The sequence below is a fragment of the Chryseobacterium sp. AC417 genome (assembly GCF_979258215.1).
The window spans coordinates 1096683-1120564 of the sequence record NZ_OZ409845.1 but is presented as its reverse complement, the minus strand read 5'-3'; the positions used below and the strand labels follow the sequence as shown (position 1 = coordinate 1120564).

Here is a 23882-nt window from a genome sequence, read left to right as displayed (position 1 = left end):
AAAATAACTGAACCTTAGTTGTTTTTTTCAATTTTTAAGGACTTTAGCATAAAATTTACAAGATGACTTTGGGAACCAAACTCAACAAGCTAAGAACAGGGCGCAATCTCACCCAGGTGCAGATTGCAGAAAAACTGCATATCTCACAAAATGCGTACAACAAATGGGAAAGCGACAAGGCAAAACCCGCCATGGAAAACCTGATGAAGATCGCAGATTTTTATGAAACGGATGTGTATGACTTATTGGATGAGACACCAATTGTACAAAACAACACCGATAGAGCTGTTGGAAATATTCATAATAACAATACTGTTACAATTAATAATTCTTTTTCAGAAGAACTGATAGAAAGTATTATTAAAAATCAGCAGGATATTACCAATCTGGTAGAGTCGCAGAGTAAGCTGATCGAGAACCTGCTGAAAAAGTAAGACAAATAAAAGAATAGACAGTTCTACCTATTTCTATTAAGTAAAATATTGTCTACTGTCACATTATTATAATCTCCATTGAATGTAAGGTTTGTCATTCCGTAGGAATCTCAGCAATGTTTTGAAGAATATAATTTAGATTCCTACGGAATGACAAAAATGAACTTAAATTTTAAAACTTGCTTAAAATAAAAACTGCCCGTATCAGATGATATGGGCAATTTTAATATATATGATAATTGAATTACTTCAATTTTTTCTTCACAGATACTTCTTCGTACACTTCAAGAATATCGTTCTGTTCGATATCGTTGTAACCTTTCAGGTTTAATCCGCATTCATAGCCTTTTGTAACTTCTCTTACATCGTCTTTGAAACGTTTTAAACTTTCCAGTTCACCATCAAATTTCACGATACCGTCTCTCAGCAATCTTACTTTAGACTGTCTCGTTACTTTTCCGGTAAGAACCATACAACCTGCAATAGTACCGATCTTAGAAATCTTGAAGACTTCACGGATCTCTACATTACCGATGACCTGCTCCTGAATCTCAGGAGAAAGCATTCCCTCCATAGCTTCTTTTACCTCATCAATTGCTTTATAGATTACAGAATACGTTCTGATTTCAATTTCTTCACGGTCAGCCAAATCTTTTGCATTAGCACCGGCTCTTACATTAAATCCGATGATAATTGCATCTGAAGCTGCAGCCAAGTTGATATCAGATTCAGTGATCTGTCCTACTCCTGAGTGAAGAATGTTGACGCTGATCTCTTCTGTTGATAATCTCTGTAATTGGTCTGAAAGTGCTTCTACTGAACCATCCACGTCACCTTTCAAGATAATGTTCAATTCTTTGAATTCTCCTAAAGCGATACGTCTACCCAATTCTTCAAGCGTCGTATGTTTTTTGGTTCTGATAGAAAGTTCTCTCTGTAACTGCTCTCTCTTGTTAGCGATCGCTTTACCTTCACTTTCGTCTGCATACACTCTGAATTTGTCACCAGCTGTTGGTGCTCCGTCTAATCCTAAGATTGTTGCCGGGATAGAAGGTCCTGCTTCTTCAAGATTTTTCCCTCTCTCATCAAGCAAAGCTTTTACTTTACCGTGGTTTTTACCTGCTACTACATAATCTCCGACTTTTAAAGTTCCGCTTTGTACCAACATGGTTGCTACATAACCTCTACCTTTGTCTAGTGAAGCTTCAATCACAACACCTTGTGCAGCACGTTCAGGATTCGCTTTTAATTCAAGCATTTCTGCCTGTAGCAATACTTTCTCTAATAAGGTATCCATATTGTTACCCATTTTAGCAGAAATTTCCTGCGCCTGTACGTTTCCACCCCATTCTTCAACTAAAATATTCATTCCTGAAAGCTGTTGACGGATGTTATCCGGGTTTGCATTCGGCTTATCTACCTTGTTGATCGCAATAATCATTGGTACACCTGCAGCCTGTGCATGCGAAATAGCTTCTTTTGTTTGAGGCATTACATCATCATCCGCAGCAATTACAATAATGGCAATATCAGTGATTTGTGCACCTCTTGCTCTCATTGCGGTAAAGGCTTCGTGACCCGGTGTATCTAAGAATGTAATTCTTTGTCCGTTTTCCAACTGCACATTATAAGCACCGATATGCTGAGTAATTCCTCCGGATTCACCTGCGATAACATTGGTTTTTCTTACGTAATCCAATAATGAAGTTTTACCGTGATCAACATGTCCCATTACTGTAACAACAGGTGCTCTTGAAACAAGGCTTTCTTCAGTATCGATATCTTCTTCAGAATCTGTATCTTCAAGATCAGCATCCGAGAATTCAATTTTAAATCCGAATTCGTCAGCTACCAATAATAAGGTATCAGCTTCTAATCTTTGGTTCATGGTAACCATTACCCCTAAAGAGAAACAAGCAGAAATCACTTCAGTTGCACTTACATCCATCAAACTTGCCAATTCTCCGACAGTGATGAATTCTGTAACTTTTAATGAAGTATCTCTTGCATCTGCTTCCTGCTGACGCTCATCTTGCTCTCTACGGTAAGATCTTTTATCTTTTCTGTGTTTAGCAGATTTAGATTTGCCTCCTTTATTGGTTAGTTTTTCAAGAGTTTCCTTGATCTGGTTTTTAACCTGCTCATCTGTTAATTCAACAGGCATGGTTCTTTGTCCCGGTCTGGTGTTGTTTCCAAAACGGTTTCCACCAGCTTGACCTTGACCAGCCGGACGATTTTGTCCACCCTGTCCCGGAGGTCTGTTTCCTTGAGGTCCGCCCGGACGGTTTTGACCGCCTTGTCCCGGAGGTCTGTTTCCTTGAGGACCACCTTGTCCCGGAGGACGGTTTCCTCCTGGACCATTCTGACCTTGAGGACGGTTTTGTCCGCCTTGATTATTTCCACCTTGTTGGTTTGGACCAGTATTCTGGTTAGGACCACCCGGTTTTTCGATTCTTTTTCTTTTCTTCTTGGCTCCGGAATTTGGCTTCGGCGCAAACTGCGTTAAGTCAATCTTTTCGCCAACAATTTTTGGTCCATCCAATTTTTGATAAACCGTTTCGATTTTCTGAGATTCCTGAGGCTCTTCAGCTACAGGTACTGGTTTTTTTTCTTCCACTTTCTCAATAGGTTTTTCAACCGGTTTTGGTGTTTCTTTTACCGGCTCCACAGGTTTTACCACTGCTTTTACCTCTTCCACTTTTGGTTTATCTTTTTTTGCAGGTCTGTTTCTATTTCCCTCAATCTGAGACAAATCGATTTTGTCCAACACTTTAAATTCCTGCTTCTCAGGTGTTGGTTTAGTTTCAGAAACCACTTTTGGTTCTTCTTTCGCCGGTTCTTTCACTTCTTCAACCGCCTCCTTTTTCTCCTCAACAGGAGCAGGAGCGGGAACAGGAATTTCTTCCACAGCTTCAGGTTTTTTAGGTTCCAAATCAATTTTACCTAAAATTCTGGTTTCTGGTTTATTAGCTTTAGCTCTTATTACTTCAGGTGTTTTCTTTTCTTCGATTTCCAGTTTTTCTTCCGGAACTTTAGATATAACCACCTCATGGGAAGCTTTACGCTGTTCGCCGTCTTTGGCAAACTCAGCTTCCAATGCAGAATATGCCGCTTCTTCTAATTGAGCGTTAGGATTATTTTCAACCACGATATCTTTAGACTGTAAAAATTCTACCAGTCTCGACATCGATATATTGAATTCCTTAACCGCTTTATTTAATCTTATTTTTGGCATCTATATTATTTACTGTTTTTTTAATTCTTAAAATTAAAGTATTCTTTTACTATTATAAAATTTAATCTAAATTTTAATCTTCAAATTCTGCTTTCAGAATACTTTTTACGTCATTGATTGTTTCCTCTTCCAGGTCAACCATTTTTAACAGACTTTCTGTATCCTTATCCAGAACTGATTTTGCAGTCGTAAGACCTACTTTCTTAAACTCATCCAAAATCCACTGCTCGATATCATCATTGAATTCTCTCAAATCAACGTCATCATCTTCGCTGGCTTCTCTGTATACGTCAATTTCGTAACCTGTTAACCATGAAGCCAATCTGATGTTTTGACCTTGCTTCCCGATCACTTTAGAAATCTCTTCAACTGGAGTATAAACCATTGCATAGTTTGTATCCTCATTGATGTCAATTTTATTGATGGTAACATTTCCTAAAGCTCTCTTCACCAATATTTCAGGGTTGTTTGACCACTGAATTACATCTATATTTTCGTTTCTTAGTTCTCTTACCACACCATGGATTCTTGATCCTTTCACTCCCACACAAGCTCCTACCGGATCTATTCTGTCATCATACGCATCAACAGCGATTTTTGCTTTTTCTCCCGGAATTCTTACTGCTTTTTTAAGAATAATCGTTCCGTCCTGAATTTCAGGGATTTCTAATTCCAATAATTTCTCCAAGAATTTCGGAGCTGTTCTTGAAATGATAATTTGTGGCTTAGAACCTTTAAAATCAACAGACTCTACAATAGCTCTGATGTTTTCGCCTTTTTTGAAGAAATCAGAAGAAATTTGATTTTCTTTTGGCAGAATAAACTCATTATCCTCATCATCCAACAAGATCACATGCTTGTGACGGATGTGGTGAATTTCTCCTGTTACAATTTCTCCGATTTTATCTTTAAACTGCTCATAAAGCATCGCATTGTTATGTTCCTGCAATTTCGTAGCCAAAATTTGCTTCAGGGTAAGGATGTTTCTTCTTCCCAACTGAGCCACCGGAATTTCCATTGTAAAATCTTCACCTACTTCAAAAGTCGGGTCAATTTTCTTCGCTTCAGTGATTTCGATTTCCAAATCATCATCTTCAGACATCTCGTCTTCAACAATAGTTTTATTTAAAAATATCTGAAAGTCACCCTTATCAGGGTTTACAATGACATCAAAATGATCATCAGAGTCGAATCTTTTTCTTAAAAGAGTTTTCAGAGAATCCTCAATTATTGCCATAAGATCAATCTTACTGATGCCTTTTTCGTCTTTAAAATCACCAAAGGATTCAATCAACGCTATATTATCCATTTATCTTTTTTTCTTTAATTAAAATTTAACTACTACCAATGCTTTCTTGATCTCAGAGTACAAAATATCTTTTTCCTCTTCCACATCAACTTTACCTTTACCGATATCTTTCGGTTTACGGTAACGAAGAATCAGTGTGATTTTTTCATCATCTACATTTGCCAATTCTCCTTCTATTGTTGAAGAATCTTGCAGCATTACTTCTATTTCTCTTCCTAAGTTTTTATTAAACTGTCTTGGCATCGTCAAAGGTTCGCTCAGCCCTGCCGACATTACCTGAAGGCTGAAATCATGCTCATCACGATCTGCATTGAATTCTATCGCTCGGCTTGCATCCAGACAATCCTGTAACGTCACACCATTATCACCATCCAAAATTACAGTCACATCGTCTGCTGCAGAAATCTTTAAATCAATAAGAAATAAATCCTCTCTCGTCTCAAGGAAAGTATTTAATAATGTTTCAATATTTTTTCTAAACTCCATATATTTATTATCATGGTCTATCTGTACGAAAAAAGGCTTTCTTGCGAAGCCTTCTCATTTTTCCGTAAATCTTATGCAAATATAATACATTTTTATAAAATAAACAAATACTGTTCATAATCAATTGAATAAGAATTTAAAACTCAATCCGTTAAAATTAATTAAATTTTATGATTATTTAATTTCTAAACCAAAATTATATATAAATATCAATCATTATAGACAACTTATTACTAATTTAAAGAACCATGAAACAATTTTTAGTATTTTTGTCAAGAATTTTTTAAAAACATATATTTTGAATATTACGATAGTAGGAACAGGCTATGTAGGATTGGTGACGGGCACTACCCTTGCAGAACTTGGAAACTCTGTATATTGTGTTGATATTGATGAAAAAAAAGTAACGGACATGAAAAACGGGATTGTGCCTATTTATGAGCCCAATCTTGAAGAAATGTTCCTCAGAAATATACAGGCAGAAAGACTTTTTTTTACAACCAATTTAAAAGAAGCTTTAGATAAAAGCGAAGTCATTTATCTTGCCTTACCTACACCTCCTGGTGGAGATGGCTCTGCGGATCTTTCTTACGTGTTACAAGTTGCCAATGATATTGGTGAAATGATGACTGAATATAAAGTGGTGGTTAATAAAAGTACAGTACCAGTAGGAACCGCCGACAGAGTAACAGAAGTTATCGCTTCAAAAACTCAAATACCGTTTGATGTAGTTTCAAATCCTGAATTTTTGCGTGAAGGATTTGCTGTTGAAGATTCTTTGAATCCTGCGAGAGTAGTAGTAGGATCAAGCTCTGAAAAAGCAAAAGATATTATGGCTCAGATCTATCAGCCTTTTACCAATACCGGAATTCCTATTATATTTATGGATGAGAAATCATCTGAATTGACGAAATATGCTTCCAACTCATTCTTGGCTGTGAAAATCACTTTTATGAATGAAATTGCCAACTATTGCGAAAAAGTGGGTGCCGACGTTGATAAAGTGAGACTTGGAATGGGGAGCGATGACAGAATCGGTCATCGATTTTTGTTTCCAGGGATCGGATATGGCGGAAGCTGTTTTCCGAAAGATGTAAAAGCATTAATCAGATCCGGAAAGGATGAAAATTTTAATTTTCAGATTCTGGAAGCAACAGAAAACGTTAATATTTCTCAAAAGGTTATCTTGGTGTCTGAAATCGAAAAATACTTCGGAGGAAATATTAAAGGTAAGAAGATTGCTGTTTGGGGACTCGCTTTTAAAGCAAATACTGATGACATCAGAGAAGCATCTTCTCTGGATAATATAAATTTATTGTTACAGAAAGGAGCAAAAGTTACTGCTTATGATGCAATAGCAGAAAAAAATGTTCAGAAAATTTTGGGCGACAGCATTGAATATGCCAAAACCATGTACGAAGCATTGGAAAACGCTGACGCATTGTTTATCGCTACAGAATGGCCGGAATTTAAAAATCCTAACTTTAAAATGATGGCCGAAAAAATGAATAATAAAGTTATTTTTGACGGAAGAAACTTATATCCGCTTGAAACTCCTGAGCAAAATGGATTTTTTTATAAAAGTATCGGAAGAAAAACAGTTGGCAAGTAGCAGATCGCTTCAATTAAAATTTAATTAAAGTCATTCATTTGGCAAAATATATACAATGAAAAATATCATCATCACAGGCGGAGCAGGATTTATCGGTTCTCACGTTGTAAGAGAATTTGTTAAAAACAATCCGGATTCTAAGATTATTAATCTTGACGCTTTAACGTACGCCGGAAATCTTGAAAATTTAAAAGACATTGAAAACGAGCCCAATTATGTTTTCGAAAAAGCTGATATCACAAAACCGGAAGAGCTAAGAAAGGTTTTTGAAAAATACAATCCTGATGCAGTGGTACATTTAGCCGCAGAAAGTCATGTTGACAGAAGTATTACAGATCCGAACGCATTCATCAACACGAATGTGAACGGAACTGCTAATCTGCTCAATCTGTGTATCGAATTTTGGACATTAAACCCAGATCATACCCACGGAAGATTTCCTAATGAGCCAAGAAAAAACTTGTTTTATCACGTTTCAACAGATGAAGTATACGGAAGTTTAGGTGAAACAGGATTTTTCTTAGAAACCACACCTTACGACCCGCAATCACCATATTCTGCAAGTAAAGCTGCTTCTGATCATTTGGTAAGAGCATATGGAAATACTTACGGAATGCCATTTATTTTGTCAAACTGTTCAAATAACTATGGTCCAAATCACTTCCCGGAAAAGTTGATTCCGCTTTGTATTTCGAATATTATCAATGAAAAACCTTTGCCAATATACGGTGACGGAAAATATACGAGAGATTGGTTATTTGTAATAGATCACGCTAAAGCAATTTATCAGATTTTTAACGAATCAAAAACAGGAGAGACCTATAATATCGGAGGTTTTAATGAATGGCAGAATATTGATCTGGTAAAAGAACTTATCAAACAAATGGATGAAAAGCTTGGAAATCCTGCAGGACATTCAGAGAAATTAATCACTTATGTGAAAGACAGACCTGGTCACGACAAACGCTACGCAATTGATGCTTCGAAACTTAATAAAGATTTGGGCTGGAAACCGTCTGTTACTTTCGAACAAGGACTAGGGAAAACAATCGACTGGTTTCTGGAGAATAAAGAATGGCTGGAAAACGTAACTTCCGGAGATTATCAAAAATATTACGACGGACAGTATAATTAATATAAATCACCGAATTAATGAAAGGAATTATTTTAGCAGGCGGTTCAGGAACAAGACTGTATCCACTGACAATTGCCGTAAGCAAACAACTGATGCCGGTTTATGACAAGCCGATGATCTACTACCCGCTTTCTACACTTCTTTTAGCCGGAATTAAGGAAATTTTAGTAATTTCTACACCTCATGATATAGATGGTTTCAAAAAATTATTAGGTGACGGCTCTTCTATCGGCTGTGATATCTCTTATAAGATACAACCTTCACCGGATGGTCTGGCTCAGGCTTTTATTTTGGGTGAAGAATTTATCGGTGATGATTCCGTGGCTTTGGTATTAGGAGATAATATATTTTATGGTGCCGGTTTACCACAGTTGTTGGCAAGTAAAACCAATGTAAAAGGCGGTTGTGTTTTTGCGTATCAGGTGGCTGATCCGGAAAGATACGGTGTAGTAGAATTTGACGAACATCTTAAAGCGGTGTCTATTGAAGAAAAACCTTTGGAGCCGAAATCTAATTTCGCAGTTCCAGGATTGTATTTCTATGATAATTCTGTAGTAGAATATGCTAAAAATCTGAAACCTTCACCAAGAGGCGAACTTGAGATCACAGACATCAACAAAATTTATCTTGAAGAAGGAAAATTAGAAGTTGGCGTTATGAGCAGAGGTACCGCTTGGTTAGATACCGGAACTTTTGACTCTTTACACGATGCCTCAGAATTTGTAAAAGTTTTGGAGAAAAGACAAGGTTTCAAAATATCCTGTATTGAAGAAATTGCTTATAAAAAAGGATTTATTAATGAAGAGCAACTCTTAGAATCTGCCAAAAAATACGGTAAAAGCGGTTATGGAGAATATTTGAAAAAGCTTGTGAATAAATAACTAACTTTATAATAAATTTAAAAAACTATTGACTGTAAAAGTCAATAGTTTTAGATGAATAATTTTTCATCCGGCTAAAGCGCTCTATTTCAATTAATTTATTATAAATTTGCAAAAACACAACAAATGAATGAACCACAACAAAAGTGGACAGAAACTATTGAAGATAGCCATTCTTTATTTGATCTAAAGCTCAAAGAAGTATGGAGGTATAAAGATCTTGTTTACATGTTTGTAAAAAGAGACTTTGTATCTAGTTTTAAACAAACTGTTTTGGGACCGGTCTGGTTTTTCATCAATCCTATTTTAACAACAATTGTATATCTCATAGTTTTTGGCAAAATTGCCAATCTTCCTACAGATGGCGCCCCGCCAATACTTTTTTATCTCGCAGGTGTTACTTTATGGAATTATTTTTCCGGTTCGCTTACCGGTACTTCTTACACTTTTGCCGGGAACGCAGGAATTTTTGGAAAAGTATATTTTCCAAGATTGGTTACTCCCATTTCTATTGTTATTTCAAATTTGATGCGTTTTGGAGTTCAATTTATACTTTTTATACTGGCTTGGTTGTACTATCTAACAAAAGGAGAAGCACATCCTAATTGGTGGGTTTTAGCAACACCTTTTTTAATTATTTTGATGGCATTATTTGCGTTGGGTGTAGGAATGATTTTTTCTGCACTTACTACAAAATATAAAGATCTCAATATGTTATTAGGCTTCGGAGTGAGCTTATATATGTATGCAACACCTGTAATTTATCCGGTTTCCTCATTGTCAGGTATTTTCAGGAAACTGGCGTACTATAATCCTCTAACCGGCATTTTTGAATGTTTTAAATATGCCTGGATAGGCGTTGGAGATTTTTCCCCATTTATGTTAGGAATAAGTACCATCATCATACTTGTTTTATTATTGATCGGGGTTATCATATTCAATAAAGTCGAAAAAACTTTTATGGATACCGTGTAACACAATGTATGTTGAATAAAACACAAAAAGAAAATTAAATTTATAAAATTAAATTAAATGCTTGCATTAAAGGCAGAAAATATATCAAAACAATACCGTCTAGGACAAGTGGGAACCGGAACGCTCTCTCATGATCTTAACAGGTTTTGGCACCAAATAAGGGGTAAAGAAAATCCTTATTTAAAGATAGGAGAAGCCAACGACAGAGCATCCAAGGGAGGTTCAGAATATGTATGGTCACTCAGTGATATCAATTTTGAGATCGAGCAGGGAGATGCTGTAGGAATTATTGGCAGAAACGGAGCCGGAAAGTCTACGTTACTAAAACTGTTAAGCAAAGTAACCAAACCTACTACGGGGAAAATATACACTAACGGAAGGATTGCTTCGCTGCTAGAGGTGGGTACAGGTTTTCATCCCGAAATGACAGGTCGTGAGAATGTATTTCTGAATGGAGCAATCTTGGGAATGACCCGTAAAGAGATCAAAAGAAAGTTTGACGAGATTGTAGACTTCTCTGGTGTAGAAAGATATATAGATACACCTGTCAAAAGATATTCTTCCGGAATGTATGTGCGTCTGGCTTTTGCTGTTGCTGCTCACTTAGAGTCTGAAATACTTATAGTAGATGAAGTCTTAGCAGTAGGTGATTCAGAATTTCAAAAAAAATGTCTTGGTAAGATGGGCGATGTAAGCCAGGGTGAAGGAAGAACTGTTCTATTCGTGAGCCATAATATGGCAGCAGTGAATGAGCTTTGCAATAGTGGCATATTACTAGACAAAGGATCTATTCTTATGCAGGGTCCGAATGACAAATGCATAATAGAATATCAAAAAAGGAGCGGACATATTTCTCATTACAATGTTTCATCAGATGATTTCAAAATAGAAAATGAAAATATTGCCGTAAAATCATATTCCGCATTGCCTATTCACGGAAATGTTTTAAATATTAACTCAGGAATACGGTTTGAAGTTATTTTTTCGAATAAAATCCGAAATGTAAAATTAGATCTTTCATTTTATATAAGAAACTCCCATGAAGTCACGGTAATGAGCAATGGCATAATGATAAGCGAACAGGCTGAATTGGGAGAATATGCACTTATTTTTGAGATTGAACCTCATATTCTGAATGAAGATTCTTATTATTTTGAAATGTTTTGGGGAGTCAACCGTTCAGAAGTTGCATTTAAAACAGAACTATTCGGCTTTGAAATCAACGGGATAAAAAACCAATTTGGCGAAATCACTAAATCTCCCGGTGTTCTTTTTCCAAATATAAAATATCAAACAAAAAAGATATAATCTAGTATTATCTAAAAATTTAATCATGCTTTTAAACATTATCTTTTCATATAATCGCGCAATGCAGTTAGATTATCTTTTGACTACTATTTTAAAAAGAATTAAAGTAGATAGTTATGAAACTGTCATTTTATATCATACAACAGGAAGACATGATTTAGGATATGAAAAATTAATTTACAAATATAAAGACTACCCCAATATCAGCTTTGTAGAAAGGAAAGAAGTATTGTTTGATCCTGCTTTTTTTAAGACTTTTAATAGCAAAAAGAATTATAATTTTTTTCTGGAAAAAAATTTATATAATAAGAAAGGAGATAATTTCAAAGGTTTACTTCAAAAATTGTTAAGAAAGTCAAAACATGAATTAGTGATGTTTAATACTGATGATGGTGTTTTCTATGAAGATATATTTTTGAGTGATGAAATTCTTTCTATATTTAAAAGCAATCCCGACACAGTGTCTTATAGAATGTACGTTGGTGATAATATAGAGGGTTTCCCTGATTACGTACAGCAAAAAAACGGCTATTACGAATGGGATTATTATGAAGATAAAAACATTACGCATTGGTCTTACCCATTTTCTGTAGATGGTACAATTTATAATACTCAATATTTATTGAAGATTTTAGAAAAAGTACCTTATCATAACCCCATTACAATGGAAGAGAATGTTTTTCGATTTGCACTGGCTCATAAGCTTTTCAGAAAAGGATTAGGCCCTATCACCACTAAATTAGTGGGAACTACATTAAACAGGGTTTCAGTAGAGACGTTCAATCCTACGATCAATATTAGTGTGGATTTTTTAAACGAAAAATTTATTGATGGTTATACACTTCATCTCGGATTACCCGATCATATTGATGTTGTAAATATTGTTCCTTTTGAAGTCGCCATAACAAAAGGAGACACCAAAGAAGTTATTTATTCCTTAGATGAACATGGCAAAAAAATACAGAATTTATATGGTGTGGAAGGCTCAAAAGAGCAGCTAGAATAATAAATAATTATAAAGACTTATTTATTTAGATGGAAAAGCCATTAGTAACGATCATTATTGTTTCGTATAATCATTCGAAATATATTAAGGAAAATCTGGACAGCATAAAAAACCAGACCTACAATAACATCCAGCTTATCGTAGGTGATGATGCTTCTTCGGATAATTCTGTAGTTATTTTAGAAAAATGGTTGCATGAAAACAATTTTCCTGCACTGAAAAATATCCATCAGACCAATACAGGATTAGCAACCATGCTCAACGAATGTGTAGCACTTGCATATGGAAAATATATTAAAATAATTGCAGCTGATGATTTTTTGCATCCAAAATCAATAGAAAAATGCGTCGAAAAATTAGAAACATTGAATGAGAACTATGGAATGGTATTTACAGATACTTATGCAATTGATGACCGTTCTAAAGTAATAGCAGACATTGCAGATTATAATAAACTGGGAGGCGTCTCACCTGAAATTTTTAAAAAAGAACTGGTAAAATCTAACAGGATTGCTGCGTTGACAGTTTTAATGAAAAAAGAAGTTTTACAAAAAACCGGAGAATATAGAGATGATTTATTGATTGAAGATTATTACAGATGGCTAAAAATCAATTCATTGTTTTACATCGCATATATTCCTGAAAAGCTGGCTTATTACAGATTACATGAGGGAAACTTATCCAAAACAAAAGCGCAAAGAATTGAGTATGAAACAATAATGGTTCAGATGATGTTTGATAAAGATGGCGATAACAGGCAAAAAATTAATAATTTTACAAGTAAAAGTTATTTTAATCATCAAAAATTACCCATTGAGTATCGCTTGCTATACAAAAGCTATCCCTATTCTATCAAAAGACTATCTTTTTTATTAAATAATAAAATACCTGTTATACTATATCGATTTTTTAATAAAATATTGTGAAAAAAGTGAAGCCACTAATTTCCATAATTGTCCCATGCTACAAACAGTCACAATATCTTGATGAATGTTTGCAGTCTGTGCTTGATCAAACTTACCAAGACTGGGAATGTATCGTTGTGAATGATGGCTCTCCTGACAATACGGAAGAAGTCGTTAAACATTGGACAGAAAAAGACAGTCGTTTTACTTATGTATTTAAAAAAAACGGAGGTTTATCTTCTGCAAGAAATGCAGGAATTGAAATGGCTAAAGGCAGATGGATTTTACCATTAGATGCTGATGATAAAATTGGACATCAGTATTTGGAACTAGCAGAAAAAAAATTTGCCGATGGTTATACTGTTATATATTGTAAAGCAGAGTTTTTTAATCAAATTAACCAACCTTGGAAATTACCTGAATATAATTATTCTCAATTATTGATAGAAAACCTCATTTTCTGTTCAGCATTTTTCAATAAAAGTGATTGGGAAAAAACTTCCGGATATGATGTGAATTTAATTCATGGCAAAGAAGACTGGGATTTTTGGTTATCTATTTTAGATGAAAAAAAGAAAGTTCATTGTCTTGATTATTTAGGTTTCTTTTATCGAAGAAAAGAAGAATCTATGGATGTTGAGATTAATAAGAATAAAGCAAAAAAAGATTTTTCTTTAAATTATATCTATAAAAAACAATTAGAAAAATATCTTCCTGATAATCAAAACGCTATAGAATATTATCAGCAACAAAAAAGACTTAGTATAAATCTTAAATTTTATAATGAAATGGTTAATAAAAATAAGATCACCAAATTTTTATTTAAATTAATTACCAAACTCTCATAGAATGCTTTCGATAATAATTTCATCATATCAACAAACTTATTATGATCAGCTCATTAGAAATATCAGTGAGACGATTGGTAATAATTTTCTGTATGAAATTATTCAAATGTGGAATCCTAACTTGATGGGAATTACAGAAGCTTACAATTTAGGAGCAGAAAAATCAATTTACGAGAATCTTTTGTTTATTCATGAAGACGTTATTTTTCATACAAATGACTGGGGCAGAAAACTAATAGCTCATCTTAATAAACCCAACATTGGGATTATTGGATTGGCAGGAGCTTCGTATGTACCCGTTGCTCCCAGCAGCTGGACAGTTTCAGAAAAGTACAATTTTATCAATATCCTTCAAGGTGAGAAAGAAAAATCAGAAGCAATCCATATTCATACAACCAAAGAACATATCACTAAAGTATACGTTGTGGATGGTGTTTTTATGTCTGTGAAAAAAGAAATTTACACTCAATTTAAATTTAACGAAGAATTGCTTAAATGTTTCCATGGATATGATTTAGATTTCAGTTTGAGAGTTGCCGAGAAGTTTCAAAATTTTGTAATTGATGATATTCTCATCCAACATTTCTCAATGGGTAATCAAGACAAAATCTGGCTTGATACCAATATTAGAATCAAGAAAAAACTGAATATTAATTTTCATCAGGCAGTCGATTCTGAAACAGAAAAAAACGTTTTCAACAGTTTTTTATACCTTTATTTCAAATTTTACCCTATCAATATAAAAAATATTTTATTAACACTTAAATTTTATCCTTTAAAACATATTAAATTTGCACATCACCTATTTTTGGCGAAAAAATATTATCATTTGATTAGGTATTATAGGGATATTAATAAAAAACACAAATGATTATAGGAAACGGACTTATTGCCAATGCCCTCAAACCGATTGATACAGAGAATATTTTATTCTTTGCATCCGGCGTTTCTAATTCTCTGGAAATAAGAACTTCTGAATTTGACAGAGAATTTTCTCTTTTACAAAAAAGTATATTCGATCATTCTGAAAAAAAACTGGTTTACTTTTCTACATTAAGTATTAATGATCAGTCCAAGCAAAACAGCCTTTATGTGCTTCATAAACTTCGAATAGAAAATTTTATTAAAAACAATTGTAAAAATTATTTAATATTAAGAGTAGGAAATGTCGTGGGAAAAGGAGGAAATCCCAATACCCTCTTTAATTTTCTGAAAACACAGATAATTAACCATAGTCAATTTGCACTTCATAGTAAAGCAAGACGATTACTGATTGATATTGATGACATCTCAAAATTTTTACAATTAAACAGCAATCATATAGGAAATCAAACCATCAATTGTGCATTTCCGTACTATTATGATTTAAAAGAAATTGTAAAAATGATTGAAGTGAAAATAAAAAAAACTGCTGATTATAAAGAAATTATTGAAGGAGATTTTTATAAGATCGATTTTGATGATCAATTTACCTACTTTTTTTCTGAAATTAGCTCTGATGATTACTTAAAAAAATTAGTACAAAAATATATTTAAAATACAAATTGACACGAATGCCCGAAATTTATATCATTATCGTCACTTACAATGCCATGAAATGGGCTGAAAAATGCTTTACAAGTCTCAGAAATTCTTCTGTTCCTGTGAAAATTATTGTAGTTGACAACGGATCGATAGACGGCACTCAGGAATATATAAAAAATGAATTTCCCGAGGTAGAATTTATTCAGTCTGAAGAAAACTTAGGATTCGGAAGAGCGAATAACATTGGTATTGAGAAAGCCTACAAAGAAGGTGCAGATTTTTTTTATCTGATGAACCAAGACGCATGGATTTATCCTGACAGCCTTGAAAATTTATTAAAAGTTTATCACAATCATCCTAAAAATGATGAGATTGGAATCATCAGTCCGATGCATCTGGATGGTTCAGAAACGTACCTGGATATATTCCTTGACAAGTACATTGCCAGCAATTTTGAAAAAACAAGATTCATTTCTGATCTTTATTTGCAAAATATAAAACCTTTTTACGAGATCAGCTTTATCAATGCGGCTCATTGGTTTATTCCAAAAGCTACAATTGAAACGGTAGGTGGTTTTAATCCTTATTTTTTTCATTATGGGGAAGATTTAGAATATGCTAATCGTGTAAAATTTCATAGAAAAAAAATATTATTAACGCCGAACAGCAAGGTTGTACATGATGGCAAACAGATTTTAAGTAAAGTAGATTACAATAAATATGAAGATTTAGGGATTGAAACAAATATCATTAACCCAAATCTTCCCAATGCATTACAGCTGGAGAAAAAATCACTTCGCCAAAGTATGGTAAAAAATATGTTTACAGGAAACAGGATGATGTACAAAAAACTGCAGCTGAAATATAAAAAGATTCTGAAAGAAGAAAAAACACTGATAGAAATTGCTCACAAAGTGAAGAAAGCTGGATTGACATTTTTGAATGTAAAAATTTAGCTCGTAAAAAACCCTCAAATTAAACTTAATATGTCATTAATAAAAAGAATTAAAAACAAGATAAAACTTCAATCTCATTCCGGAAACAACTATCATTGCCCATTTTGTGGTTATGATGCTAAAGATTTAAAAATAGTGGGTCACGATCTTCCCGTTCTAAAAGAAAAGCAGGTCGTTGGCGGAGGAAGAAGAGCTGCGGGTTGTTATAAATGCGAATCCAGAGACCGAGAAAGGCTGTTATATGCGTTTCTTATTGATGAATTGAAGCTTCCTGACAATAAAAACATCGGCATACTTCATATTGCACCCGAGCCCAAACTTTCAAAAATAATTCTCGCACAGAATTTTAAAGAATATATTTGTGGCGATTTATTTACAAAAGGTTACGATTATCCGGAATATGTTCAGAATATGAACGTTATGGATATTCCCTTTGAGGATCAGCATTTTGATTATGCCATTTGCAATCATGTTTTGGAGCACATTCCTGAGGACACAAAAGCAATGAAAGAGCTTCACAGAGTATTGAAAGTTGGAGGGAAAGCCATTTTGCAGGTTCCTATTTCTAAAAACAGTCAACATACATCCGAAGATTTCACCATTACTGATCAGAATAAAAGAAAAGAATTATTCGGGCAGTTTGATCATGTAAGAATATACGGTCAGGATTATGTTGACAGATTAGAAAGTGTAGGCTTTAAAGTAAATCGGGTAAATATTTCAGAGAAATATCAAAAGTTTGGAGTAAATCCTGACGAAGATATTTTCTTTTGTGAAAAACTAATTCCATAATAATACAATCAGCTTATGTGTGGAATTGCCGGAATTATTGCTCCAAACTCCAGAAATTATCAACAGGAAATCCTAAAAATGACCGATGCTATTGCGCATCGCGGTCCAGATTCTGCCCATCATGAGTTTTATGAGAATGCAACATTGGGACATCGCAGACTCTCGATCATTGATCTTTCTGAAAACGGAAAACAGCCTATGTTTTCCAATACAAAAAACGAATGTATTGTTCTGAATGGTGAAATCTATGGCTATCAAACCCTGAAAAATAATTATTCTGATTATCCTTATCAAGGAAGTTCTGACACTGAAGTTATTCTTGCAATGTATCAGCGCAAGCAGGAAAAGATGATTCATGATCTTCCCGGAATGTTTGCATTTGCGATTTGGGATGATGTAAAACAGCAGTTATTTTGTGCGAGAGACCGATTTGGAGAAAAGCCTTTTTATTATGCAATCGGGAAAAATAAAGAATTCATTTTTGCTTCAGAGATCAAAGCTATAATAGCAAGCGGGTTAATCGAGCCAAAAGTTAGCCAGGAAGCACTTTCACATTATCTGCAATATGGCTATGTAAGCACTTACCAAAGTATATATTCTAACATCTTCATCCTACCTCCTGCTCATCAGTTGATTTGGAAAAAGGGTGAAATCGAAATTTTAAGATATTACAGTCTTCCGAAAAGCGACCGCCAGATCAGTTTATCAAATGCGAAGGAAGAATTTATTTTTCTTTTAAAAAATGCTGTGCAAAAACAACTTATTGCCGATGTGGAAGTTGGAAGCTTTCTTAGTGGAGGCTTAGATTCTTCATCAATAGTGGCACTGGTAAATGAATTTCTGCCGCATCAGACTACCATCAGTTTTGGATATGACCACGAAAAAAGCGAACTTAAATATGCCCGTGAAATTGCAGAAAAATATGAAACGAAACACGTAGAAATACATGAAAAGAAAGAAGATCTTGTTTCAGGAATTTTGAAGGTTAATCCCTTCTTAGATGAACCTTTTGCTGACCGTTCTTGTCTTCCGCACTTTGAAATCTGCAAGGCTGCAAGAAAAAATCTCACTGTCGTACTTTCTGGCGATGTGGGAGATGAGCTATTTGGCGGCTATAGTTTTTATAAGGTTGAAAATGAGCTGAAAAAACATTTCAGTTATCAGAATATCGTAGCTCAATTTGGATTAAAATTGTATCAGAATCTGAAGCAGACCTCATATATTTCACAGAAAAATATTCAGTACAGTTCGATATTAGATTTTCATCAAAATGATGTGCGAAATTTCTTTGATAAAAATGAAAGAAAGCAGCTTGGCATTAATGAAAACTACTCTCAGCCTTACAGTTTTACCGCAGACGAAAACTCGTTAAACGATATTATGCGTATCGATCTGGAAAAATTTGTTCCCGGGAATATGCTGGTAAAATCAGATAGGATGGCAATGGCAAATTCTCTGGAAGTAAGAACACCGTTTTTGGATGTAGACTTTGCCGAATTTTGCATTCAGCTTCCTGATCAGCTTAAGATCAACTCTGCTCAGGAAAAAACAATCCTTAGAGAATCGATGAATTCTTACTGGACAGAAACGATCAGAAACCGCCAAAAACAAGGCTTTGGATTAAGTATTGAAAATTGGTTTGAGGAAGATAATTTAATGAATCTTTCTGACGACCTTTTGAAAAATAAGAATCATGCGGTTTTTAATTATATCGATTTTAAAGCTTCCCAAAAGTTTTTAGACAAAGGACAAAAACACTGGAATCTTTTGCAATTGGCATTGTGGGCTGAAAAAATAAAATGATGAGCATCAGGAAAAAACTCTCTTCACAATTTTACTATCTGCAATGGCTTTGGCAGACCAGAAAGTTACGGTCAGATTTTCCGAAATATAAAATCATGAGCATTGACAAAACTATAGATAAAATAATACAGGAAAAAATTTCATTGAGCCGTTTTGGTGATGGAGAATTCAGGCTGCTGTTCCCCGAATTCGCTTTAGAATTCCAGGAAAACAATGAAGTAATAAGAGAGAAACTTAAAGAAGTTCTGAATTCTGAGCTGGAAAATCACATTGTTTGTCTTCCGGAACCACTTTCTTCGGTTTCAAAACTTGATATTTTGACAAAATACTGGTGGAAAAAATTCATTAACAATTACGGCAAAAGAATAGTCCCTTTTTTGAATAAAGACACAATGTATGGTAACTCATTCATGACAAGATTTTATCTTGGTTATGAAAACAAATCTGTAAAAAGAAACCAGGGTATTGTAAATTCTTTGAAAAACATCTGGGAAAATAAAGATCTCCTGCTTATTGAAGGAAGATTTTCCCGACTTGGTGTAGGCAATGATCTGTTTGCCAACGCAAGATCAGTTCAGAGAATCCTGTCTCCCGAAAAAAATGCATTCAGATGTTATGATGCAATATTTGAATCGGCAAAAATGCACGGTCAGGAAAAAATAATTCTCATCGCACTAGGTCCTACAGCAACAATTCTAGCTTACGATTTGGCGAAATTAAATTATTGGGCCGTAGACATCGGACATATTGATATTGAATATATGTGGTTTTTGCAAGGTACAACCGAAAAAATTGCCATTGCAGGAAGGCACGTTAATGAAGCAGAAAAACAGGAAGCCTTCCACATTCCTGATGAATTTCTGGAGACTTATACCAATAGTATTATTGTAGAAATTACCGAATGAGCTTAAATATTTCAGTCATCATCCCCGTATATAATGCTTCTTTGTTTCTTAGAAAAGCGGTTGCTTCTGCTTTGCAGTTTAATGAAGTAAAAGAAATAGTATTAGTAGAAGATAAATCCACCGATAATTCATTAATCATTTGTCAGGAATTGGTGAATGATAATTCAAAAATAAAGCTGTATCAACATTCTGACAAAGAAAATCATGGTGCAGGAGCAACAAGAAAATCTGGGTCTTGAAAAAGCCGAATCAGAATACATTGCCTTTTTAGATGCGGATGATTATTATCTTCCCAACCGTTTTGATGCTGAAAAAACAATTTTTAATGATCCTAAAATTGAAGGTGTATTCGGAGCAATTGGTGTAGAATATCTATCGGAAAAAGGTAAAGAAGAATTTCAGAATAAATTTAAAAATACCACATTGACCACTGTGAATTTTCCGGCGGCAGGTGAAGACGTTTTTAAGGGATTAATGGGATTGACAACTCAAGTTTTCGGTTCTTTTTTTCACCTGAATACTTTAACGGTAAAAAAATCTTCGATTGAAAAAAATAATCTCCAATTTAACAAAGATTTGCGTGTTCATCAGGATTCTGATTTTATTATTAAATTATCGTATCACTGTTATCTGAAATCAGGAATTATAGAAAAAGCGATTGCAGTAAGAGGTGTACATGATGACAATAGAATTACCAAAATAAAAGCTTATTCAGGTAAATTTTATCATAATAATCTCTTATTACAAACCTCTCTTTACGAATGGAGTAAAGCATTAAAACTAAATCCTATCTATTCTAAAAAGATAAGATTGGATTATTTAAGCTTTAAAATAGCCAATCAAAAAGGTCTGAGAAAATGGGTTAATTTTTTTACAACCTGTTTAATAAATCCTGAGTTTATCAAAACAAAATATCGTTTTCACGCCTTAAATAAAAACCATGATTCGTAAAAAAATAAATCAGATTATTGTACTTGTGAAAGATTCTCTGGCTTTTGCAAAACTAAAATTATATCATCCGCCACAGAATCAAAAGTCTTTATTGGTGAACGTTGAAAACCCTCAGTTATACCACAGATTTTTTTATTTGGTCTTAAAATTTTATCAGATATCCGGTTACAATATTTATTATCCTATGAGTTTCTCGAAGTTCAGAAACCTAAGAAATAAAAATCTTTATCTGGGTTTGATTTTGAGAGAGAAAAATTTCTTATCAATAAATAAAAATAACTTTATACAAGATATCATCGAAATCAATGATAAAATGTTCAGTCCTGATTATTTTCTAAATTATTTTAAAAAAGAAAATCAAGAGAACAATTGCTTTCATGTACCGATGAGTTTTCATCCTTTTATGTACCATCAAAATATTTGGGATAACAAGGTAAACACAGAGAAGCAACGGATAAATTCTATTTACTGCTACGGAAATTTTGATTCTAAAGCCTATTTAGATATTAAAAGAACGGAATTTAATGTGATTCCTAGAACAGAATTGTTGGATTTTTTCCAGCAAAAAAAACAATTTATGTCTATTCATAATAAAGAGGAAATCATTTCTGAAAATACCGACCAACTAAATGGAAAATTTATCTTTGCCATTAAAGAAAACTGTCCTATAGCAATGGATGACATCAGAGAACTTTTATCTTATTTCAATTTTTATCTCTGCTGTCCGGGAGTTGTAATGCCATTATGTCATAATGTAATTGAAGCGATGTCTGTGGGAACGATCCCTCTCATAGAAAAAGAATATGCAGAAGTAATGTATCCCAATCTGCAACATCAAGTGAATGCTATTATTTTTAAAGATTTACCCGATCTTGATAAAATTCTTTCAGAACAGCTTTTTGCTTTTTCAGAAACAGAAATTTCTAATATGAGGAAAAATGTTTTAGAATATTATCAGAATTTTCTCACGCCGGAAAGCGTTGTAAATCATCTTAACGAAAACATTAAAAGCAAAACACTCATATATCTTCAGGCTGAACATCGCAGCGTAAAATTTAAAAAATAACATTTCTTATCATGGGAATTACACAAAAAATCACCTCAAAATTATATGGCAAAATTGCTTACCAAACTTTTTTTGAAAAACTTTTTTATACAGCACTAAAAGGAATGAACTATGGAAACGGTTCAGATTATGAAAAAAGTGGAGAAAAATATGTTTTCGCCTTAATCAATAAAATTTTCGCTAATCAAACAATTACAATCTTTGATGTAGGAGCCAACATTGGAGGATATAGTAAATCACTGATTCAAAATATACAATCAGATTTTACAATTCATGCTTTTGAGCCTACTTCATTTTGTATTGCGGAACTAAAAAAAATAAACCACCTCAACTTTATACCTTATCAAATAGGCTTCAGCAGCAAAGCTGGAACAGCGGAGATTAATTATGATTACGACGGATCTGTATGGGCATCGATTGAAAATAGCGAGTATGCACGACATCACAAGAAGCTTGATAAAACAGAAATTATAAACTTAAAGACAATAGACACCTTCATTGAGGAAAACAACATTTCAAATGTTGATTTTCTGAAAATTGATGTAGAGGGACACGAGTTGGAAGCTTTCAAAGGCGCTTTAAGATCATTAGAAAACAACAAGATTTCCTTAATACAATTTGAATTTGGCTTGGCAAGTCTGTATGCAGGAAACACCTTGAAAGACTTCTTTTCACTTCTTTCTAATTATGATATCTACAGAATTCTACAAGACGGAATTCGCAAGGTAACTTATCATGAGGCATTTGAAATTTACTTGACGACAAACTACTTAGCTGTAAATAAAAATGTAAATCTTAAAACCTAATGAAAATATCTGTCATCATTCCCGTTTACAACGCAGAAAACTATATTGTTCAGGCTGTGGAATCTGCACTTCAGTTTGAAGAGGTCTTTGAAGTAATTTTGGTGGAAGATCAGTCTCCCGACAATGCTTTGGAAGTTTGTCAAAAATTAACTGAAAAATATGATCGTGTAAAACTTTATCAACATCCTGACAAAAAAAACCATGGTGCCGGAGCCAGCAGAAACTTAGCTATTGAGAAGTCTACAGGAGATTTTATTGCATTTTTAGATGCTGACGATTATTATCTTCCTAATCGATTTGACGCCGAAAGAGAGCTTTTCAAAAACCCTGATGTGGAGGGCGTTTATGGAGCAATTGGTGTTCACTATTATTCGGAAAGGGCAAAAAAACAGTATTATAAGGTATTTGGCGACCGCCTGACAACTGTATATAAAAGACACAATCCAAAAGATGTATTTCCTGGTCAGCTTAATATGAAAGGAAGTTTTGGGCTTTTCAGCATTGATGCTTTAACTCTACGAAGAGAATCTTTAATACAAAAAGTGAAACCTTTGTTTAAAACTCATTTAAGACTACATCAAGATACAGAATTACTTTTCAGAAGCTCTTTTTATTTAAATTTTTATTCAGGAATTTTAGATGAAGCTGTGGCGATGAGAGGTGTTCACGAGAATAACCGAATTACACAGGTTGACACAAAAAAGATAAAACCTTCTTCCACAAGAGTTTTACTTTGGAGAGAAGTAAATCACTGGGCAGAAAATGAAAACACGTTACCTGAAGAGATTAAAATTCATATCAAAAGAGTGCACCGCAGCTGGGAAATTGCAAATGCACCTGCCATAAAAAAATGGGGTATGATTTTGAAGTATCTTGTGAAAGATTTCCCAAGCATCAAATCCGGATTGTACAATATTAATTTTAGGAAAGATTTATTTTAATAAA

Annotated in this window: 23 protein-coding genes; 20 read left to right on the top strand and 3 right to left on the bottom strand. The window is 33.9% G+C overall.

The genetic code is table 11. The features are described 5' to 3' along the window. Window positions 1–62: 62 nt before the first annotated feature. Window positions 63–434, top strand: a complete 372-nt coding sequence (locus tag ACZZ9T_RS05425; protein ID WP_463441249.1) for a helix-turn-helix domain-containing protein — start codon at window positions 63–65, stop codon at window positions 432–434. A gap of 244 nt (window positions 435–678) precedes the next feature. Here ACZZ9T_RS05425 and infB read toward each other — a convergent pair whose 3' ends face one another. The 3 genes from infB to rimP form a co-directional block, all read right to left on the bottom strand. Further along, window positions 679–3669 carry a translation initiation factor IF-2 gene (infB, locus tag ACZZ9T_RS05420; RefSeq protein WP_463441248.1) on the bottom strand — a complete coding sequence of 997 codons (2991 nt, stop codon included), beginning with the start codon at window positions 3667–3669 and terminating at the stop codon, window positions 679–681. Between the two features lie 73 nt (window positions 3670–3742). Then, window positions 3743–4978, bottom strand: a complete 1236-nt coding sequence (nusA, locus tag ACZZ9T_RS05415) for a transcription termination factor NusA (RefSeq protein WP_463430346.1) — start codon at window positions 4976–4978, stop codon at window positions 3743–3745. 18 nt (window positions 4979–4996) lie between these two features. Beyond that, a complete protein-coding gene (gene rimP / locus ACZZ9T_RS05410) occupies window positions 4997–5464 on the bottom strand; it encodes a ribosome assembly cofactor RimP (RefSeq protein WP_463430345.1) in 468 nt (155 codons plus the stop codon). A 298-nt stretch (window positions 5465–5762) separates the two neighbouring features. On the opposite strand from rimP, the gene ACZZ9T_RS05405 reads away from it, so the two are divergent. The 19 genes from ACZZ9T_RS05405 to ACZZ9T_RS05315 all read left to right on the top strand — a co-directional run bounded on the left by ACZZ9T_RS05405 (window position 5763) and on the right by ACZZ9T_RS05315 (window position 23878). Then, window positions 5763–7076: a UDP-glucose dehydrogenase family protein gene (locus tag ACZZ9T_RS05405; protein WP_463441247.1), complete on the top strand. Its 1314-nt coding sequence runs from the start codon at window positions 5763–5765 to the stop codon at window positions 7074–7076. Window positions 7077–7131: 55 nt separating this feature from the next. Next, the gene (gene rfbB, locus ACZZ9T_RS05400; protein ID WP_463430343.1) at window positions 7132–8211 is read left to right on the top strand and encodes a dTDP-glucose 4,6-dehydratase; all 1080 of its coding nucleotides are present in this window, start codon (window positions 7132–7134) and stop codon (window positions 8209–8211) included. Window positions 8212–8228: 17 nt separating this feature from the next. Next, the gene (gene rfbA / locus ACZZ9T_RS05395; RefSeq protein ID WP_463441246.1) at window positions 8229–9092 is read left to right on the top strand and encodes a glucose-1-phosphate thymidylyltransferase RfbA; all 864 of its coding nucleotides are present in this window, start codon (window positions 8229–8231) and stop codon (window positions 9090–9092) included. Between the two features lie 126 nt (window positions 9093–9218). Further along, on the top strand, window positions 9219–10067 hold the full coding sequence (locus tag ACZZ9T_RS05390) for an ABC transporter permease (RefSeq protein ID WP_463441245.1): 849 nt from the start codon (window positions 9219–9221) through the stop codon (window positions 10065–10067). Between the two features lie 57 nt (window positions 10068–10124). Next, entirely contained in the window at window positions 10125–11375 is a 1251-nt protein-coding gene (locus tag ACZZ9T_RS05385; protein WP_463441244.1) for an ABC transporter ATP-binding protein, read from the top strand. 25 nt (window positions 11376–11400) lie between these two features. Continuing rightward, window positions 11401–12381, top strand: a complete 981-nt coding sequence (locus ACZZ9T_RS05380) for a hypothetical protein (protein ID WP_463441243.1) — start codon at window positions 11401–11403, stop codon at window positions 12379–12381. A 29-nt stretch (window positions 12382–12410) separates the two neighbouring features. After that, the gene (locus tag ACZZ9T_RS05375) at window positions 12411–13307 is read left to right on the top strand and encodes a glycosyltransferase family 2 protein (RefSeq protein WP_463441242.1); all 897 of its coding nucleotides are present in this window, start codon (window positions 12411–12413) and stop codon (window positions 13305–13307) included. Next, window positions 13304–14134 (top strand): glycosyltransferase family 2 protein, encoded by an 831-nt coding sequence (locus ACZZ9T_RS05370; RefSeq protein WP_463441241.1) that lies wholly within the window; start codon window positions 13304–13306, stop codon window positions 14132–14134. The genes ACZZ9T_RS05375 and ACZZ9T_RS05370 overlap by 4 nt, the downstream gene beginning before the upstream one ends. A 1-nt stretch (window position 14135) precedes the next feature. Continuing rightward, complete coding sequence (locus tag ACZZ9T_RS05365) at window positions 14136–15005, top strand: glycosyltransferase (RefSeq protein ID WP_463441240.1); 870 nt, start codon at window positions 14136–14138, stop codon at window positions 15003–15005. Then, window positions 15002–15670: an NAD-dependent epimerase/dehydratase family protein gene (locus ACZZ9T_RS05360; protein WP_463441239.1), complete on the top strand. Its 669-nt coding sequence runs from the start codon at window positions 15002–15004 to the stop codon at window positions 15668–15670. Before ACZZ9T_RS05365 ends, ACZZ9T_RS05360 begins: the two co-directional genes overlap by 4 nt. A gap of 17 nt (window positions 15671–15687) precedes the next feature. Further along, entirely contained in the window at window positions 15688–16614 is a 927-nt protein-coding gene (locus ACZZ9T_RS05355; protein WP_463441238.1) for a glycosyltransferase family 2 protein, read from the top strand. Window positions 16615–16644: 30 nt separating this feature from the next. Next, window positions 16645–17406, top strand: coding sequence for a methyltransferase domain-containing protein (locus ACZZ9T_RS05350; protein ID WP_463441237.1), 762 nt, complete (start codon window positions 16645–16647; stop codon window positions 17404–17406). 15 nt (window positions 17407–17421) lie between these two features. Continuing rightward, window positions 17422–19209, top strand: coding sequence for an asparagine synthase (glutamine-hydrolyzing) (gene asnB / locus ACZZ9T_RS05345; protein WP_463441236.1), 1788 nt, complete (start codon window positions 17422–17424; stop codon window positions 19207–19209). Next, a complete protein-coding gene (locus ACZZ9T_RS05340; protein WP_463441235.1) occupies window positions 19209–20114 on the top strand; it encodes a GT-D fold domain-containing glycosyltransferase in 906 nt (301 codons plus the stop codon). The genes asnB and ACZZ9T_RS05340 overlap by 1 nt, the downstream gene beginning before the upstream one ends. After that, window positions 20111–20353 (top strand): glycosyltransferase family 2 protein, encoded by a 243-nt coding sequence (locus tag ACZZ9T_RS05335; RefSeq protein WP_463441234.1) that lies wholly within the window; start codon window positions 20111–20113, stop codon window positions 20351–20353. Before ACZZ9T_RS05340 ends, ACZZ9T_RS05335 begins: the two co-directional genes overlap by 4 nt. Beyond that, on the top strand, window positions 20322–21065 hold the full coding sequence (locus ACZZ9T_RS05330) for a glycosyltransferase family protein (protein ID WP_463441233.1): 744 nt from the start codon (window positions 20322–20324) through the stop codon (window positions 21063–21065). The genes ACZZ9T_RS05335 and ACZZ9T_RS05330 overlap by 32 nt, the downstream gene beginning before the upstream one ends. Continuing rightward, the gene (locus ACZZ9T_RS05325; protein ID WP_463441232.1) at window positions 21055–22131 is read left to right on the top strand and encodes a hypothetical protein; all 1077 of its coding nucleotides are present in this window, start codon (window positions 21055–21057) and stop codon (window positions 22129–22131) included. Before ACZZ9T_RS05330 ends, ACZZ9T_RS05325 begins: the two co-directional genes overlap by 11 nt. An 11-nt stretch (window positions 22132–22142) precedes the next feature. Further along, window positions 22143–22937, top strand: a complete 795-nt coding sequence (locus ACZZ9T_RS05320) for an FkbM family methyltransferase (protein ID WP_463441231.1) — start codon at window positions 22143–22145, stop codon at window positions 22935–22937. Next, window positions 22937–23878 carry a glycosyltransferase family 2 protein gene (locus ACZZ9T_RS05315; protein WP_463441230.1) on the top strand — a complete coding sequence of 314 codons (942 nt, stop codon included), beginning with the start codon at window positions 22937–22939 and terminating at the stop codon, window positions 23876–23878. Before ACZZ9T_RS05320 ends, ACZZ9T_RS05315 begins: the two co-directional genes overlap by 1 nt. Window positions 23879–23882 lie beyond the last annotated feature (4 nt).

Bases quoted from the DNA above. Each gene is read 5' to 3' on its own strand.
- ACZZ9T_RS05360 (WP_463441239.1), top strand. From the start codon at position 15,002: ATGATTATAGGAAACGGACTTATTGCCAATGCCCTCAAACCGATTGAT.
- ACZZ9T_RS05390 (WP_463441245.1), top strand. From the start codon at position 9,219: ATGAATGAACCACAACAAAAGTGGACAGAAACTATTGAAGATAGCCAT.
- asnB (WP_463441236.1), top strand. From the start codon at position 17,422: ATGTGTGGAATTGCCGGAATTATTGCTCCAAACTCCAGAAATTATCAA.
- ACZZ9T_RS05335 (WP_463441234.1), top strand. From the start codon at position 20,111: ATGAGCTTAAATATTTCAGTCATCATCCCCGTATATAATGCTTCTTTG.
- ACZZ9T_RS05350 (WP_463441237.1), top strand. From the start codon at position 16,645: ATGTCATTAATAAAAAGAATTAAAAACAAGATAAAACTTCAATCTCAT.
- rfbB (WP_463430343.1), top strand. From the start codon at position 7,132: ATGAAAAATATCATCATCACAGGCGGAGCAGGATTTATCGGTTCTCAC.
- ACZZ9T_RS05315 (WP_463441230.1), top strand. From the start codon at position 22,937: ATGAAAATATCTGTCATCATTCCCGTTTACAACGCAGAAAACTATATT.
- ACZZ9T_RS05340 (WP_463441235.1), top strand. From the start codon at position 19,209: ATGAGCATCAGGAAAAAACTCTCTTCACAATTTTACTATCTGCAATGG.
- ACZZ9T_RS05365 (WP_463441240.1), top strand. From the start codon at position 14,136: ATGCTTTCGATAATAATTTCATCATATCAACAAACTTATTATGATCAG.
- rimP (WP_463430345.1), bottom strand. From the start codon at position 5,464: ATGGAGTTTAGAAAAAATATTGAAACATTATTAAATACTTTCCTTGAG.
- ACZZ9T_RS05320 (WP_463441231.1), top strand. From the start codon at position 22,143: ATGGGAATTACACAAAAAATCACCTCAAAATTATATGGCAAAATTGCT.
- ACZZ9T_RS05385 (WP_463441244.1), top strand. From the start codon at position 10,125: ATGCTTGCATTAAAGGCAGAAAATATATCAAAACAATACCGTCTAGGA.
- ACZZ9T_RS05355 (WP_463441238.1), top strand. From the start codon at position 15,688: ATGCCCGAAATTTATATCATTATCGTCACTTACAATGCCATGAAATGG.
- ACZZ9T_RS05325 (WP_463441232.1), top strand. From the start codon at position 21,055: ATGATTCGTAAAAAAATAAATCAGATTATTGTACTTGTGAAAGATTCT.
- infB (WP_463441248.1), bottom strand. From the start codon at position 3,669: ATGCCAAAAATAAGATTAAATAAAGCGGTTAAGGAATTCAATATATCG.
- ACZZ9T_RS05425 (WP_463441249.1), top strand. From the start codon at position 63: ATGACTTTGGGAACCAAACTCAACAAGCTAAGAACAGGGCGCAATCTC.
- nusA (WP_463430346.1), bottom strand. From the start codon at position 4,978: ATGGATAATATAGCGTTGATTGAATCCTTTGGTGATTTTAAAGACGAA.
- ACZZ9T_RS05380 (WP_463441243.1), top strand. From the start codon at position 11,401: ATGCTTTTAAACATTATCTTTTCATATAATCGCGCAATGCAGTTAGAT.
- rfbA (WP_463441246.1), top strand. From the start codon at position 8,229: ATGAAAGGAATTATTTTAGCAGGCGGTTCAGGAACAAGACTGTATCCA.
- ACZZ9T_RS05375 (WP_463441242.1), top strand. From the start codon at position 12,411: ATGGAAAAGCCATTAGTAACGATCATTATTGTTTCGTATAATCATTCG.